At 62.1% G+C, this 15,663-nt stretch carries 13 protein-coding genes; 10 read left to right on the top strand and 3 right to left on the bottom strand.

The genetic code is table 11. The features are described 5' to 3' along the window. Positions 1 to 17: 17 nt before the first annotated feature. Positions 18 to 494, bottom strand: a complete 477-nt coding sequence (gene coaD, locus LY254_RS01800; protein ID WP_010317039.1) for a pantetheine-phosphate adenylyltransferase — start codon at positions 492 to 494, stop codon at positions 18 to 20. 83 nt (positions 495 to 577) lie between these two features. Here coaD and LY254_RS01795 point away from each other — a divergent pair, with 83 nt between their 5' ends. The 7 genes from LY254_RS01795 to LY254_RS01765 are packed head-to-tail and all read left to right on the top strand — an operon-like array spanning position 578 to position 6,743. Next, positions 578 to 1,060 (top strand): flavin reductase family protein, encoded by a 483-nt coding sequence (locus tag LY254_RS01795; protein ID WP_010317037.1) that lies wholly within the window; start codon positions 578 to 580, stop codon positions 1,058 to 1,060. After that, positions 1,057 to 3,105 carry an excinuclease ABC subunit UvrC gene (gene uvrC, locus LY254_RS01790; RefSeq protein WP_247478484.1) on the top strand — a complete coding sequence of 683 codons (2,049 nt, stop codon included), beginning with the start codon at positions 1,057 to 1,059 and terminating at the stop codon, positions 3,103 to 3,105. The genes LY254_RS01795 and uvrC overlap by 4 nt, the downstream gene beginning before the upstream one ends. 35 nt (positions 3,106 to 3,140) lie before the next feature. Next, positions 3,141 to 3,398, top strand: a complete 258-nt coding sequence (locus LY254_RS01785; RefSeq protein WP_050778481.1) for a hypothetical protein — start codon at positions 3,141 to 3,143, stop codon at positions 3,396 to 3,398. Next, complete coding sequence (locus LY254_RS01780) at positions 3,395 to 4,918, top strand: cryptochrome/photolyase family protein (protein ID WP_247478482.1); 1,524 nt, start codon at positions 3,395 to 3,397, stop codon at positions 4,916 to 4,918. The genes LY254_RS01785 and LY254_RS01780 overlap by 4 nt, the downstream gene beginning before the upstream one ends. Positions 4,919 to 4,947: 29 nt before the next feature. Beyond that, positions 4,948 to 5,535 (top strand): protoporphyrinogen oxidase HemJ, encoded by a 588-nt coding sequence (gene hemJ / locus LY254_RS01775; RefSeq protein ID WP_371820527.1) that lies wholly within the window; start codon positions 4,948 to 4,950, stop codon positions 5,533 to 5,535. After that, entirely contained in the window at positions 5,535 to 6,182 is a 648-nt protein-coding gene (locus LY254_RS01770; protein WP_247478474.1) for a PHP domain-containing protein, read from the top strand. Before hemJ ends, LY254_RS01770 begins: the two co-directional genes overlap by 1 nt. Before the next feature lie 27 nt (positions 6,183 to 6,209). Then, positions 6,210 to 6,743, top strand: a complete 534-nt coding sequence (locus LY254_RS01765; protein ID WP_247478473.1) for a hypothetical protein — start codon at positions 6,210 to 6,212, stop codon at positions 6,741 to 6,743. On the opposite strand, the gene cobN is transcribed toward LY254_RS01765, so the two are convergent. Continuing rightward, positions 6,740 to 10,429, bottom strand: coding sequence for a cobaltochelatase subunit CobN (gene cobN, locus LY254_RS01760; RefSeq protein WP_247478471.1), 3,690 nt, complete (start codon positions 10,427 to 10,429; stop codon positions 6,740 to 6,742). The genes LY254_RS01765 and cobN overlap by 4 nt on opposite strands. Positions 10,430 to 10,515: 86 nt before the next feature. Here cobN and LY254_RS01755 point away from each other — a divergent pair, with 86 nt between their 5' ends. From LY254_RS01755 to LY254_RS01745, 3 genes are read left to right on the top strand one after another with little or no spacing between them, the layout of a single operon-like run. Then, positions 10,516 to 11,433, top strand: coding sequence for a branched-chain amino acid transaminase (locus LY254_RS01755; RefSeq protein WP_247479693.1), 918 nt, complete (start codon positions 10,516 to 10,518; stop codon positions 11,431 to 11,433). A 7-nt stretch (positions 11,434 to 11,440) separates the two neighbouring features. Beyond that, positions 11,441 to 15,052, top strand: coding sequence for a methionine synthase (gene metH / locus LY254_RS01750; RefSeq protein ID WP_247478469.1), 3,612 nt, complete (start codon positions 11,441 to 11,443; stop codon positions 15,050 to 15,052). 25 nt (positions 15,053 to 15,077) lie between these two features. Beyond that, on the top strand, positions 15,078 to 15,350 hold the full coding sequence (locus LY254_RS01745; protein WP_247478468.1) for a DUF4090 family protein: 273 nt from the start codon (positions 15,078 to 15,080) through the stop codon (positions 15,348 to 15,350). A 1-nt stretch (position 15,351) separates the two neighbouring features. On the opposite strand, the gene LY254_RS01740 is transcribed toward LY254_RS01745, so the two are convergent. Further along, the gene (locus tag LY254_RS01740) at positions 15,352 to 15,579 is read right to left on the bottom strand and encodes a hypothetical protein (protein WP_010317004.1); all 228 of its coding nucleotides are present in this window, start codon (positions 15,577 to 15,579) and stop codon (positions 15,352 to 15,354) included. Positions 15,580 to 15,663: the final 84 nt, after the last annotated feature.

Below are 15,663 nucleotides of genomic sequence, written 5' to 3'. Positions count from 1 at the left end.
CGGGGTGCGTGGAGGGACTACTGATTAAAAAGCCTCGCCAGATCTTCTGCCACTCCTGTGGGGACCATGTGACCAACCGGTCCGCCGAAACGGGCCACCTCCTTGACGACCGAGCTGCTGAGAAAGCTGTGGGCCGTTGCCGTTGCGAGAAACAGCGTCTCCAGCTTCGGAGCCAGACTTTTATTGGTATGCGCGATCTGCAGTTCGTATTCGAAGTCGCTCAACGCCCTCAGACCCCGCAGAATCACGCCAGCACCACAGCGCTCGGCGAATTCAACCGTGAGCCCATCGAATGCCGCCACTTCGATCCGCTGGAGATGACCCGTCGCTCCACGGATCTGCTCGATCCGCTGCTCAACGCTGAAGCAAGGGTTTTTACCCGGGTTGCGCAGCACGGCAACCACCAGGCCATCGAACAGATGGGAACCCCGTTCGATCACATCCAGATGCCCAAGGGTCAGGGGGTCGAAGCTGCCGGGGTACAGGACTTTCATCCGTCGATCCTAGAAAGAGAAGGCTCGCTCAGACCCGCAAAGGCCCTGCTGTTCCTAGAGTTTGGGCTCTGAGGGCCTGATCCATGGCACTGAACGCCGACGCCAAGAAGACCTTGCTTCGCAAGATTCCCCACGGGGTCTTCATCTGTGGTGTGGCTGAAGGGGAAGAGGTCAACGGCTTCACCGCCAGCTGGGTGACCCAGGGCTCGTTCGAGCCGCCGCTGGTGGTCATGGCCGTCCGCTCCGACAGCACCAGTAACGGGATGATTCAGCGCACCAAGCGCTTCTCGTTGAACGTCCTCGCGGCCGACCAGAAGGATTTAGCTGCCGTCTTCTTCAAACCCCAGAAGGGCGTCGGTGGCCGTTTTGACGCGGCTCCCTTCAGCCTCGGCGAACTGGGCCTGCCGATCCTCAACGACGCCCTCGGTGGAGTCGAGTGTGAGCTCATCGGCCAGGTCGCCCATGGCGATCACACCGTGTTTGTCGGTGAGGTCAAGAGTGCCGTTCTTCACCGCGATGGCGCGGCCCTCGAACTCAGCAGCACCGGCTGGCAGTACGGCGGTTGAAGTCTCTGCTGCAGGACCCAGCTCGGCTCAAGGCTCGCCTCAAGGAGGTACCGACTGAGCCTGGTTGTTATTTGATGCGGGATGCGGAGGACCGAATCCTTTACATCGGAAAAGCCAAGGTGCTGCGCAACCGGGTCCGCAGTTACTTCCAAAGCGGGAGTGGCCATGGCCACTCCCCGCGCATCGCCCTGATGGTGAGGCAGGTCTGTGAGATCGAGTTCATCGTCACCGACAGCGAGGCAGAGGCCCTCGCCCTTGAGGCGAACCTGATCAAGAACCACCAGCCGCACTTCAACGTGCTGCTGAAGGACGACAAGAAATATCCCTACCTCTGCATCACCTGGAGCGAGGCCTACCCGCGCATCTTCATCACCCGCAGGCGGCGCTTCCGCTCACCCCTGGATCGTTTTTATGGGCCCTATGTGGATGTTGGCCTGTTGCGGCGCACCCTGGGCTTGGTCAAACGGGTCTTTCCCCTGCGTCAGCGCCCCCAGCCTCTCCATCGGGATCGGACCTGTCTGAATTACGACATCGGCCGCTGCCCTGGGGTCTGCCAACAAAAGATCAGCTCCGAGGACTACCACCGCACCTTGAGGCAGGTGGCGATGGTCTTCCAGGGACGCAATGAAGAGCTGCTGGACCTGCTCCATGAGCAAATGGAGCGCTACGCCGAGCGCCTGGATTTTGAGAGTGCTGCCCGGGTGCGCGATCAGCTCCAGGGCATCGACACGCTGACGGCGGATCAGAAGATGAGCCTTGGCGATAGCTCGATCTCACGCGATGTCTTGGCCATGGCTGCCGACGAGCGGGTGGCGGCAGTGCAGCTGTTTCAAATGCGGGCCGGAAAGCTCGTCGGCCGGCTTGGCTTCACCGCCGATGCCCTTGGCATGCCTTCAGCGGAGGAGGGGGCGGGAGGCGACCTGCCCCCTTCGGAATCGCGTCGCGCTGCCATGGGGCGGATCCTGCAGACCGTGATCGAGGAGCACTACAGCCAGGTCGAAGGGGTTGAGATTCCACCCGAACTCCTGCTCCAGGCCCCCTTGCCCCAACAGCAGTTGCTTGAGGACTGGCTCTCAGAGCTTCGTGGCCGCAAGGTGCGTCTGTCCGTGCCCCAACGGGCCCAAAAGGCCGACCTGATCGAGTTGGTCGAACGCAACGCCAACTACGAACTGGAACGGGCCCGCCGCGCCAGCGAACAAAACCTCCTCGCCACCGAGGATCTGGCGCAGCTGCTGGAGCTGAACACCCCTCCCCGCCGGATCGAGGGGTATGACATCAGCCATATCCAGGGCAGCGATGCGGTGGCATCGCAGGTGGTGTTTATCGATGGCTTGCCGGCCAAGCAGCACTACCGCAAATACAAGATCCAGAGCAGCTCGATCCGCTCCGGTCATTCCGATGACTTCATGGCCATGGCCGAGATCATGCGGCGTCGCTTCCGCCGCTGGGCCCAGGCCAAGGCTGCCGGTGCCGATCTCAAGGAACTGCGGCGATCGGCAGGCTCAGCGCTTCACACGGGCGGGCTCAATGACTGGCCGGACGTGGTGATGATCGACGGCGGCAAGGGTCAACTCTCTGCGGTGATGGAGGCCCTACGGGAGCTCAACCTCGATGAGGATCTCGTTGTCTGTTCCCTGGCCAAACAACGCGAAGAGGTCTTCATTCCCGGTGTAAAGGAGCCGTTGGAGAGCGAACCGGAGCAGCTCGGCGTTCAGCTCCTACGGCGGCTTCGCGACGAAGCCCACCGTTTCGCCGTCAGCTTCCACCGTCAGCAGCGGGGTGAGCGGATGAAGCGCTCCCGTCTCTCAGACATCCCTGGCCTTGGACCCAAGCGGATCAAGGAGTTGCTGGCCCATTTCCGCTCCATCGACGCGATTCAGCTCGCCAGCCCCGAGGCCCTGGCGGCAGCTCCAGGAATGGGGGCTGGACTCGCCAAGGTGATCTGGGACCACTTCCACCCTGGCGGCGATGAGGTTGGCGCGGGCCAGCCCCAGGAGGACGCGGTTGACCTCGAGAATGATCGACCGTTGGAGCTGGCTGGGTGAAGCCCTTGCGTTGGATCCTGGCTTCGATCATTGCCATGCTGTTGCTGGCTCCCGCAGCGGCCTGGGCTGCGCCCGGGTTGTGCATTGGCCCCATCTGCGCCGACGAGATAAGCCGCAGCGCCAAACATCACTTCCAGCTGAGGATGCGCATCAGCGATCAGCGGGGCCACCGTGAGCGGATCGTGATCGACTGCCGCAACGGTCAGCTTTCGCCGGCGGCGGGACTGGTCGAACGCGGCTATGCCCAGGCCGTGGCCACCAAGGCCTGCCGCTTGGCTGGGGAGCCTGCATGAGCATCGGCATCTGGGTGTTGGGTGATCAGCTCAACCCTGATCAGTCAGCTCTGGCCAGTGCCAGGCCTGAGGACTGCCGGGTGTTGCTGCTGGAGAGCAGTTCGGTCCTGGAGCAACGGGCGTATCACGCTCAAAAAATGGTTCTGGTGTGGAGTGCCATGCGCCACTTCGCCGCCGACCTCCGCGACCAGGGCTGGACTGTGGACTACATCCAGACGGAGACGTTCAGCAGCGCACTCTTGGCCTGGATCCAAGAGCAGGGGATCCAGGAACTGCGGCTGATGGAGCCGGTGGATCGCGGTTTTCGCCGCTCCATTGAGCGGTTGTCATTGCCCATTCCCATCCACTGGATGCAAAGCAATGCCTTCCTCTGGAGCCGGGAAGACTTTGCGGCTTGGGCAGGGCGCTACAAGCAACTGCGTATGGAGCTCTTCTACCGCGAAGGGCGCAAGCGTTTTGGCGTTCTGATGGAGACCGCCGATTCACCCCTTGGCGGCCAGTGGAATTACGACCAGGAGAACCGCAAGCCCCCAACGAAAGGTCTGAGCGGTCCAGCCCCACTCTGGTTCGAGCCTGATGCCGTGACCAGGGCCGTCATCGAGAAGGTTGAGGGGCTGCAGCAGCGCCATGGCTTGCCAGGGGAGACCCAACCCTTTCGCTGGGCGGTCAATCGTGACCAGGCCCTGCAGGTCCTGGATCACTTCACTCAGACCCGCCTCTCAGGCTTTGGTCCTTTTCAGGACGCCATGGTCAGCGGTGAGCCCACCCTGTGGCATGCACTGCTCTCCCCTTACCTGAATCTGGGACTGCTCCATCCCCTGGAGGTCATTCAGCGGCTGGAGCGGGAGGGCCTTGAGCGGCAGGTGCCCCTGGCGGGACTCGAGGGAGTGATTCGTCAGATCCTGGGCTGGCGGGAGTACACCCACGGCCTCTATCAATGGTTCGGCGAGCAGTACGCAGAGGTCAACCATTTCGGGGCTTCAGAGCCCCTGCCGCAGTGGTTTGAGCAGCTTGGGGGGAGCGGGATGCGTTGTCTCGACACGGTCTTTGCGGAAATCGAGAGCAGTGGATACGCCCACCACATCCAACGCCTGATGCTCCTGGCGAATTACGGCCTGCTGGCCGGCTTGGATCCCCAAGCCTTAACGGCCTGGTTCCACCGGATGTTCATCGACGGGTTCGATTGGGTGATGCTCACCAACGTGCTCGGCATGGGGGTCTTTGCCGATGGCGGTCGCCTGGCCAGCAAGCCCTATGCGGCCAGCGGCAACTACATCAAGCGCATGAGCAACTACTGCAAAGGCTGCTCCTACGACGTCAAACAGCGCACTGGTCCCAAGGCCTGCCCCTTCAATAGCCTCTATTGGGATTTTTTGGCACGCCATGAACCTGAACTCAGGCGTAACCACAGGATGGGATTGGTGATGAAGCAGCTCAGCAAGCTTCCGGAGGAGGAGCTGGCTGCGATCCGCAGCACCGCGGCCAACCATCGCGCCCTGGCGGCCAGTGGTGGCGCCTAACTTGTTGCCCAGTTCGGCTCCGGCCTGTGATCACCCTGGCGGCCCTTCCTCCTGAGGCTTACCTCTGGTTCAAGACCCTCCACATCGTCGGCGTGGTGGTCTGGTTCGCCGGACTCTTTTATCTCGTCAGGCTGTTCATCTATCACCGGGAGGCCGAGGAGCTCGAGCCTGCCCTCAAGGATGCGTTCCAGGCCCAGTACGGGCTGATGGAAAAGCGTCTGGCCAACATCATCACCACACCGGGAATGGTGGTGGCTGTCTCGATGGCGATTGGCCTGTTGGTGGCCAACCCTGCCTGGCTTCAGCAGGGATGGATGCACGCCAAGTTGGCCTTTGTCGCGGCCCTGCTGGCCTATCACTTCTTTTGTTATCGCCTGATGGGGCAGCTGCAACAGGGGAGCTGCGGCTGGAGTCCCAAACAACTGCGGGCCCTCAATGAGCTGCCGACCTTGCTGTTGGTGATCGTTGTGATGCTGGTGGTCTTCAAGAACCAGTTCCCAACCGGAGCCGCCACCTGGTTCATCGTGGCCCTGGTGGTCTTCATGGCCGCCTCGATTCAGTTCTATGCCCGCTGGCGCCGCCTCCGGGCCGAGAAGGAAGCCGCCGCAGCTAGCTAGTGCGCCATCCCCTGATTCCGGTCCTGCAATCCGTCACGGCTGAATGCTGCCCAACGCGGCTGAATTTCCACTGCCACACCACAAACAGCGATGGCAGCCTCGCGCCTGAGGCCTTGGCCCAGCAGGCCCTCTCCATCGGCCTGGAGCACTTGGCGGTCACCGATCACCACAGCACTGCTGCTTTTTTGCCAATCCAGCGCTGGTTTGAGCAGCAGCTGGAGAGCGGGATGAGCCCGCCCCAACTCTGGAGTGGCATCGAGATCAGCTGCCTGCTGGAGGGCTGCCTTGTTCATGTCCTCGGTCTTGGTTTTGATCCCGAACACCCTGCGCTGGAGCCCTATCGCCAGGGCCAAGCTCCGATCGGGGAAGCGCTGAAGGCCAGCGAGGTCAGGCGCCGGCTCCATTCCGCTGGGGGATTGGCGTTGCTGGCCCACCCCGGCCGCTATCGACTGCCGTTTCAGCGATTGATCCCCGCTGCCGCAGATCTGGGGTTCGATGGGGCCGAGGCCTACTACGACTACGACATGCAGCCGCAATGGCGTCCGACGCCGTTGGTGTGCGACTCGGTCTCAGAACTTCTGACCAAACACGCACTTCTGCGAAGTTGCGGTACCGATACCCATGGGTTCGAGCTTTGTGGCCGCTAGGGTTTCCGGAGATCCTGAACCCTTGCGATGGGCCTGTTTGATCGCCTGCTCGGCAATAACCAGTCGCAGTCTCCCCTGACCAAGCGGGAGCCAGCGAAGAAGAAGGAGGAAGCGTTCTTCCTCGACGCCGATTCCTCCAGCAGCATGGGGAATGTCGACTTCATGCGTCAGTCGAACACGATCCGTCGCACCTTCCCCGGCACCGCTGCCAGCCCTGGGAGCAAGGAAATCGTTGACGAGGTCGCCTCGATGACGGCCCGTCGTGTCATCAAATCTGATGGGCTTGGTGACCCGAAAAAACCTGAGGTGCAGACCGATCTGACGGGTGGCATCCCGAAGGAAGTCAAGAAGACGTTCTGCGAGCCGATGAGCCAGGCCGAGCTGGACGAGCGCAAGCGTGGTTCCTCCGTCGGCGTGAACGTCCCCGGTGGCCCTGCCGCCATCAACGCCCAGAAGCAGCAAGAGAAAGCTCAGCAGGCCGAAGCACAGCCCACCAGCCCGACGAGCACGGCGAAGCCCGGGGACATTGGTGCCTTCAAGGGCTGGGTCAAGGACCTCTAACCCTCGATCAGCGCCTCCGCATTCAAGACCAGCTCACGCAGATGCGCGAGCTGGTTTTTTTGTGCCCCGCTCCAGAGCCCGCGGTGATGGGCCTCAAGCAGGCGTTCGCCCATGTCCCGTAGGGCCCAAGGGTTGTGGGTTTTCAGGAACTCCAAAACCTCGGGAGATTCAAGCCACTGCTGGCAGATTGAGCCGTAGCTCCAGTCGGGAACCCGACCGGTGCTCGCGTCGTAGGCGAAGAGGTAATCGAGGCTGGCGGCCATCTCGAAGCCACCCTTGTAGCCGTGCTGTTGCATGCCTTCAATCCAGCGCGGATTGAGAACGCGGGAGCGGAGCACCTTGTCGAACTCCTTCTCCAGGCGGTGGATGCGGGGCCGCTGATGGCGTGAATGGTCCCCGAACCAAACCGCTGGTGCGACACCACGAACGGACTCGACCGCAGCACTCAGCCCGCCCTGGAACTGGTAATAGTCATCGGAATCCAGAAGGTCATGCTCACGGTTGTCCTGGTTTTGCAGCACGACCTGGACTGACGAGAGGCGCTGCTGAAAACCATCCCGGTCGGAGGCAATGCGCAGGGCACCAGTGCCATCACCCTCGTAGCGCCAGCTGCCCCAATTCAGGTAGGCCTCGGCCAGATCACCACGCCCCTCCCAGTCACCACTGTCGATCAGACCTTGAAGGCCCGCTCCATAGGCCCCAGGGGCTGAGCCATAGACCCGCCAGGCATGACCATCCCTTTGCGCGGCTTGCGCGAGCGGGTTCTCCTCAGCCGATTCATCGGCTGCAGCCACCAGAGCCGTGGCGCGGTTGACCCACGCCACCAGCTGGGGAAAGGCGTCTCGGAAGAGTCCTGAGATCCGCAGGGTCACATCCACCCGGGGCCGACCTAAGGCCGAGAGGGGAATCAACTCCAGGTCCACCAGCCGGCGACTGGGTCCATCCCAGACCGGGCGGACGCCCAGCAAGGCCAGGGCCTGGCCAATGTCCTCCCCGCCATTGCGCATCGTGCTGGTGCCCCAGACCGACAGGGCGAGATGGCGAAGGGGCTCCCCCTCCTCCATCAAATGCTGATCGAGCAGGAGTTCTGCGCTACGTCGACCCAGGTCCCAGGCTGCTTCCGTCGGCAGCCCGCGCAAATCAACGCTGTAGAAATTGCGGCCCGTCGGTAAGAGATCCGGCCGTCCACGGGTGGGGGCACCGGAGGGCCCTGCCGCGATCCGATCACCTGCTACACCACGCAGAAAGGCCGTGCGCTCGGCCTCACCGCAGCCAAGCAGATTCGGCACGAGCCGTTGGCCAAGACGCTCCAGCACGTGCTCGGTGTGTTGCCCGACGGCCTCGTGGCTGTGCACTTCGCCCAGAAGTGAGCGGCAGAGATCAAGCGCCTGATCTTCAAGCCAGGCGATGGCATCCCCGCAGACCCTGGGGTGTCTGACGCCGAGGGCGAGTAGCCGCTGCTGATCGACGGGCTCGAGGGGGGATTCTTCTGGGTCACTCCAGGGGTCCAGCTGCAAGGCCGCATCGAGGGCAAGGGCCTGGGTTAGACCGAGACCACCCTCCTGGGGGGGACGGGCCAGACAGGCCAGCAGTTCAGCGAGGGCCTCCGTCTCAGGAAGGAAGCCGAAGCGATGCAGACCGGTTCGGATCTGGGCTTCCTTGAGTTCACAGAGGTAGCCGTCGGCGGCATCGAGGGGATCCGCAGCGTCGCCCGCGGCCAAGACGTCGCTGAGTTCGCTGCGGCTCAGTTGCGTCAGGATCGCGCTGCGGAGCGTCTCGCTCCGAGCACTGCCTAGCTGTACGGATTCCCAGTACTCATCAATCAGAGCCTCGAGTTCCCGCAAGTCGCCATGGAGTCCTGCACGACCAAGAGGTGGGGTGAGGTGATCGAGGATGACCGCCTGGGCACGGCGCTTGGCCTGGGAGCCCTCACCCGGGTCATTGACGATGAACGGATAGAGGTGGGGGACCGGGCCTAAGGCCAGTTCCGGGAAGCAGCCTGGCGAGAGTCCAAGTCCCTTTCCAGGAAGCCACTCGAGGTTGCCGTGCTTCCCCACATGGCAGACCAGCTGGACCGCTGCGGAATGGTTCAGCCAGAGGTAGTGGGCCAGGTACTGGTGGGTCGGCACCAGATCCGGGGAGTGGTAGCTGAGGCTTGGGTCCCTCTCGTAACCCCGGGACGGCTGGATCATCACCACCACATGGCCGTATTGCAGGCCATGGATGGGGTAGCCCTCCTTCTCCAGCGACGGATCCTGTTTTGGTGAACCCCATTGGGCTTCCAGGCGGCTGCGAGCTGCTGCGGGGATTCCGTCAAACCAAGCCAGGTAGTCGGCAAGGGGAAGGTGATCTAGGGCCTTCAGGTGAGTGCTTTCAGGGTCATTCGTCCGTCCGGCGAGCAACGCCTGAATCAGGCCGTCTCCGTCGCTTGGCAGCTGCTCCGGTAGTCCATAGCCCGCTTGCTTCAGCCAATGCAGCATCGCCGCAGCGCTGGCTGGGGTGTCGAGCCCGACGCCGTTGGCTAATCGCGCATTGCGGGTTGGATAGTTCGCCAGCACCAAGGCCAGACGGCGATCGGACGCCGGGGTCTCGCGCAGGCTGCACCAGCGCTGCACCAATTGCGCAACCCAATCGAGCCGCTCCCGCTCCGGTAGATAGCGATGCAGAGCTGTGGCCAAGCGCGCATCAGCTCTGGTCAGCTCCTTAAAGGCTCCAACGCGTGTGCTGATGCGACCGTCGAGCTCCGGCATCGCCACCTGCAGGGTCAGATCCAGGGAGGACAGACCAATGGGACTGGCGCTCCAAGCCTCCTGCGTTTGGGTGCTGCAGAGCAGCTGGAAGACAGGAACACCGAGCGCGTCCCACAGCGGGGCACCGAGCCCTGCTTCAGCGAACTGCACGGAGGCGAAGGAGGTGGTACAGACCACAGCCGCCACCTGCTCGCGCTGGAGCAGATCCAGGGTTCCTCGCTGGACCCCTGGGTCCCTAAGGCTGCTGACCCAGAGAGCCCGCGGGGCGAGCCCCTGTGTTCTGAGGGAGTCGAGCAGGGCCTCGGGCAAGGCCAAATCACCGGACTGCAGGAGCGCCCGGTAGAGGATGACACCGACACGCGGTCCGAGATCGTCACGCCAGTCGTGGGCTTTCGGGTCCTCAACGGCGTGGACTTGGGGGAGCTGCAGCTGGCCGTGATCGAGCCAGTGGCCAAGGGAGCCCAGGACCTCCAGAAGATTCGATGTACCCCCTTCCCGGAGGCAGCGGCTGCTGGCTGTGGCGAGTTCAGCGGGAACGCTGCTGAGGCTGGCAAGGGCCTCGTCCTCATCGGCGGTCCCCGCCAGAACGACCAGCGCTCGTTTGGAGTCTGCAGAGGCCCACTGCCGGAACTGCTCGAGGCCATAACTCCAGTGCCCGCGTCCGCCAAGCAGTCGGATCAACACCAGCTGCGTGCCGCCAAGGCTGGTGCGGATGTAGTGATCGAGAACCGCTGGGTGCTGCAGGCTGGCCAGGTTGAGTCCTTGGATCTGGCGAGCCGCTCCTGCCGGACAACTGTGCTGATCCAGGCAGGCCGACAGGGCAGCCAAGTCGGTGTCGGCGCTGGAGAGGAACACCAGCTCCGCCCCGGGTTGCTCCACGTAGGTCACCCCGTCATCAGGGCTGTGGCTACCAGGGACAGCCGCAAGACGGTGCATTGCTCCATCTTGCTGGTTCAGCACTCGCGCTTGGGCACCCAGCAGTGAGAGGATCGTCTGCAGCTGTGGCCGCCCCCACCGACCCCATGCATCAGTTCCTGCCCTTCGCCTGGTTCGGTGGCAAGTGTGTGCCCTTTGCGGAGGCCACGCTGTCGGTGGCGACCCATGCCCTGCACTATGGGACCGGTGCGTTTGGCGGAATGCGGGCGATCCCCAATCCTGCCGATGCCAATGAGATTCTTCTGTTCCGGGCCGATCGCCACGCCCGCCGATTAAGTCAGAGCGCGCGTCTCCTACTAACAGAGCTCAGCGAAGACACGATCCACAGCGCGATCCATCAGTTCCTGTGCGCCAATCGCCCCACCTGCCCGGTCTATCTGCGTCCCTTCGTCTACACAAGTGACCTGGGGATTGCCCCGAGACTGCACAACATTGAGACCGATTTCCTGATCTACGGACTCGAGCTCGGTGACTATCTCTCCCCTGAGGGGGTGAGCTGCCGGATTAGCTCCTGGACCCGCCAAGAAGATCGCTCCCTGCCCCTGCGCGGCAAAATCAGCGGCGCCTACATCACCAGTTCCCTCGCCAAAACAGAGGCCGTCAAGAGCGGTTTTGATGAGGCTCTGCTGCTCAACAGCCGCGGCAAGGTCAGCGAGGCCAGTGGCATGAATCTGTTCCTCGTTCGCGATGGTGTGCTGATCACACCAGGTGTCGATCAGGACATTCTTGAGGGCATCACCCGATCCAGTGTTCTGGAGCTGGCTAAGGCGATGGGGATCCCCACCCTGGAGCGTCCCGTCGACAAGAGCGAGTTATTCATTGCCGATGAAGTCTTCCTCAGCGGTACGGCCGCTAAGGTGACGCCGATTCGTCGTGTGGAAACCACTGAACTCAGTGCTGAGCGTCCGGTGATGACCGCCATTCGCGATCGCCTGACCGCCATCACGGAAGGGCGTGATCCCGCCTTTGACCATTGGGTCACCCGCATTCGCCTGGACGGTTGATCGGTTGATGCTCACCACACAACGCATCGGTTTTCTAGAGCGCCTGCACAGCCCCGCACGGCCAGTGCTGGTGTTTGACGGCGCAACGGGAACATCGCTTCAGCAGATGGATCTGACCGCCGATGACTTCGGCGGCCTAGCCCTTGAGGGCTGCAACGAAAACCTGGTGTTCACGCGTCCGGATGCGGTCCAGGCGGTCCATCGTCAGTTCCTCGAAGCGGGCTGTGATGTGATCGAGACCGACACCTTTGGGGCGACCTCAACGGTGTTGGCCGAGTACGACATCCAGGACAAGGCCTTTGAGCTCAACAAGCGGGCCGCGGAGTTGGCCCGTGAGATGGCGGCGGCCTACTCAACGCCTGAGAAGCCCAGGTTTGTCGCCGGCTCGATGGGGCCGACAACCAAGCTGCCAACCCTGGGTCACATCGGCTTCGATGAGATGCGCGACTCCTTTGCGGAGCAGGCCGAGGGCCTGATCGCAGGCGATGTCGACCTGTTCATCGTTGAGACCTGTCAGGACGTCCTGCAGATCAAGGCGGCCCTCCAGGGGATTGAACAGGCCTTTGCCAAGACCGGCGAACGGCGTCCACTGATGGTCAGCGTGACGATGGAAACCACCGGCACGATGCTGGTGGGATCGGATATCGCTGCTGTCGTGGCGATCCTTGAGCCCTTTCCAATCGATGTTCTTGGCCTGAACTGCGCGACGGGCCCTGAGCAGATGAAGGAGCACGTTCGCTACCTCTCGGCCCACAGCCCCTTCGTCGTCAGCTGTATCCCCAACGCGGGATTGCCCGAAAACATTGGCGGTGTGGCGCACTACCGCCTCACGCCCACCGAGATGAAGATGCAGCTGATGCACTTCGTCGAGGACCTTGGTGTCCAGGTGATCGGTGGCTGCTGCGGCACAACTCCCGCCCACATCGGCGCCCTGGCGGAGCTCGCTTCTGAACTGCAGCCTGCAGAGCGCAGCGTGCGTGGAAGCACTGAGCCGGATGCCGATGCTCCACGGCCAGCCCTGCAGTACGAACCCTCCGCCAGTTCGATCTACGGCGTTACCCCCTATCTGCAGGACAACTCCTTCCTGATCATTGGTGAGCGACTGAATGCCAGTGGCTCCAAGAAGGTCCGGGAGTTGCTGGCGGAAGAGGATTGGGATGGTCTGGTTTCCGTTGCCCGGGGGCAGGTCAAGGAGAACGCCCACGTTCTCGATGTCAATGTCGACTATGTCGGCCGTGATGGCGAGGCCGATATGCACGCCTTGGTGAGCCGTCTGGTCACCAACGTCAACCTTCCCTTGATGCTTGACTCCACGGAGTGGCAAAAGATGGAAGCCGGTCTGAAGGTGGCCGGTGGTAAGTGCATCCTCAACTCCACCAACTACGAAGACGGTGACGAGCGCTTTTTCAAAGTGCTGGAACTGGCGCGTGACTATGGCGCTGGTGTGGTGGTCGGCACTATTGATGAGGAGGGGATGGCCCGCAGCGCAGAGCGCAAATTCGCCATCGCACAACGCGCTTACCGGGACGCCCTGGAATACGGCATTCCAGCCCATGAAATCTTCTACGACCCTCTAGCGCTGCCCATCTCAACGGGCATCGAAGAGGACCGTGAGAACGGCCTCGCCACCGTCCAGGCGATTCGCATGATTCGCGAAAACCTCCCGGGCGTCCATGTGGTTCTCGGTGTCAGCAACGTCAGTTTCGGCCTGTCACCTGCGGCTCGCATCGTTCTGAACTCCGTCTTCCTGCACGACTGCTGTGAGGCGGGCATGGATGCGGCCATCGTGAGCCCTGCGAAAATCCTCCCCCTGATCAAGATCAGTGAGGAGCACCAGCAGGTCTGCCGCGATCTGATCAATGACCGCAGGCGCTTTGAGAACGGCGTCTGCGTCTATGACCCGCTGACGGAGCTCACCACGCTGTTCGAGGGCGTGTCCACCAAGGAAGCCCGCGCCTCCGGTCCCTCCTTGGCAGACCTTCCGGTTGAGGAGCGGCTCAAGCAGCACATCATCGATGGCGAGCGCATTGGCCTTGAGGATGCCCTGCGTCTTGCGCTTGAGACCTACAAACCGCTGCACATCATCAACACCTTCCTGCTTGATGGGATGAAGGTGGTAGGTGAACTCTTCGGCTCCGGCCAAATGCAGTTGCCTTTTGTGCTTCAGAGTGCCGAGACGATGAAGTCTGCAGTGGCTTTCCTGGAGCCATTAATGGACAAGGTGGAGGGTGAGAGTTCAGCGAAAGCGAAGTTCTTGATTGCCACTGTCAAAGGCGATGTCCATGACATCGGCAAGAATCTCGTTGACATCATCCTCACGAATAACGGCTACGAGGTGATCAACCTGGGCATTAAGCAGCCCGTCGAGGCCATCATTGAGGCGCAGCAGAAGCACAACGCTGATTGCATTGCCATGAGTGGGTTGTTGGTTAAGTCAACGGCCTTCATGAAGGACAACTTGGCTGCGTTCAATGAGGCAGGGATCAATGTCCCTGTGATCCTTGGTGGTGCTGCGTTAACCCCTCGCTTTGTCAATAAGGACTGCCGTGAGGTTTATGCCGGTCAGGTGATTTACGGCCGCGATGCGTTTGCTGACCTGCGGTTCATGGATGCCCTCGTGACCGCCAAAGCGGATGAGCAGTGGGACAACGCCAAGGGGTTCCTGGGTGCGATTCCCGAGGGCCTTGGTCTGGACAATGCTGGCGAATCTGACGGTCAGCCAGAGGGCTCTGGCGGCAAGGCAGCGGCTGAATCGACTCCCGCTGCGCTAACTCCCGTCTCAACGGAACGCTCCGAAGCCGTCCCTGAAGAGCCAGCCCTCACCCCTCCGTTCTGGGGAAGTCAGGTCCTGCGGGAAGACGCGATCGACATCGAATCTGTCTTCGCCTACCTGGATCGCAATGCCCTCTTCGCCGGGCAGTGGCAACTGCGCAAGGCCCAAGGACAGTCCCGCGAGGACTATGAGGCCATGCTCGCTGAGAAGGCTGAGCCGGTCCTCGCCCACTGGAAGCAGCGCTGCATCGATGAGGCCCTGCTGAGCCCTCGGGTGGCCTATGGCTACTACCCCTGTGGCCGCGATGGAAATGCCCTTGTGGTGCTTAACCCTGAGCAACACGACCAGGAGCTCGGACGCTTTGAGCTGCCGCGCCAGCGATCAGGCAACCGCTACTGCATCGCTGATTTCTATCGCGACCTCGCCCCCGGGGCCACAGACGTGCTGCCGATGCAGGCGGTGACCATGGGTGAGCGGGCCACTGAATTCGCCCAGGAGCTCTTCAAGGGCGATCAGTACAGCGACTACCTGTACTTCCATGGACTTGGCGTTCAAATGGCAGAGGCCTTGGCCGAATGGGTCCATGCCCGCATTCGCAGCGAGCTGGGCTATCCGGACCCCGCAGACATGCCCCTGCGCGATGTCTTAGCTCAGCGCTATCGCGGCAGTCGCTACTCCTTTGGTTATCCCGCCTGCCCCAACGTCCCGGATTCCCGTCAACAGCTCACCTGGCTGGGTACGGATCGCATTGGGTTGAGCATGGACGAGAGCGACCAACTGGAGCCCGAGCAGAGCACCACAGCTCTGGTCGCCCTGCACAGCCAGGCTCGCTATTTCTCCGCTTAGGGTCAGGGCCCCTCACCCTTGACCGATGGCCATTGCCGGACCTGGCGGCGTCGATGCTGCAATCGCCTCAGGCATTGATCTCGATGGAAGCCCGATCCCTCAGGAGATGCTGGCCCTCTACAACGAGGTGATGGATCTGGAGTGTCAACGGGCCCGCAGCGGCGTCAAAAAATCAATGCGGAACCGTGTGGTTAAAACCGGCTCGAAGCACTTTGACCAACAGACCCTCGATGCACGCCTCAAGGCGGCTGGCTGGGATGGCCTGAAGGACAAAGAGGTCGCCTTCTTCTACGGCTGAATCAGCCGCAGAGATTTTCCATGGTGTCGATCACTTCCTGTTGGAACTCCTCGAGGTCAGAGGAGTCCGATAGATCGACACCCTCTCCAGCCGCGTTCTGAGCTAACTCCTGGAAGTGGAATGCGCCCTCGCCGTTGGCCAAGAACTCAATGGCAGAGCTCTCGCCGCTCTCCTTGAAGGCATCGCAAAGGGCCAGGAAGGCGCCGTCTTCGGTGAAGTCCCAGCTCATGTAGGGGGGTTGGCTGAATGACCTTTAACGCCTTACCCCCCGATCCCGTCAACCTCCCCGGGGGTTTTTTTCCACTCCTTCGTC

The organism is Synechococcus sp. NB0720_010 (assembly GCF_023078835.1).
Classification (GTDB): domain Bacteria; phylum Cyanobacteriota; class Cyanobacteriia; order PCC-6307; family Cyanobiaceae; genus Vulcanococcus.
Note: the sequence above shows the minus strand (reverse complement) of the source record. Positions and strands in the feature narration are given on the sequence as shown.

Coding starts and splice junctions, on each gene's coding strand:
- LY254_RS01765 (WP_247478473.1), top strand. CDS start 6,210: ATGGGCCTGTTTGATCGCCTGCTCGGCAATAACCAGTCGCAGTCTCCC.
- LY254_RS01745 (WP_247478468.1), top strand. CDS start 15,078: ATGGCCATTGCCGGACCTGGCGGCGTCGATGCTGCAATCGCCTCAGGC.
- LY254_RS01780 (WP_247478482.1), top strand. CDS start 3,395: ATGAGCATCGGCATCTGGGTGTTGGGTGATCAGCTCAACCCTGATCAG.
- cobN (WP_247478471.1), bottom strand. CDS start 10,429: ATGCACCGTCTTGCGGCTGTCCCTGGTAGCCACAGCCCTGATGACGGG.
- LY254_RS01785 (WP_050778481.1), top strand. CDS start 3,141: ATGCTGTTGCTGGCTCCCGCAGCGGCCTGGGCTGCGCCCGGGTTGTGC.
- LY254_RS01795 (WP_010317037.1), top strand. CDS start 578: ATGGCACTGAACGCCGACGCCAAGAAGACCTTGCTTCGCAAGATTCCC.
- metH (WP_247478469.1), top strand. CDS start 11,441: ATGCTCACCACACAACGCATCGGTTTTCTAGAGCGCCTGCACAGCCCC.
- coaD (WP_010317039.1), bottom strand. CDS start 494: ATGAAAGTCCTGTACCCCGGCAGCTTCGACCCCCTGACCCTTGGGCAT.
- LY254_RS01755 (WP_247479693.1), top strand. CDS start 10,516: ATGCATCAGTTCCTGCCCTTCGCCTGGTTCGGTGGCAAGTGTGTGCCC.
- LY254_RS01740 (WP_010317004.1), bottom strand. CDS start 15,579: ATGAGCTGGGACTTCACCGAAGACGGCGCCTTCCTGGCCCTTTGCGAT.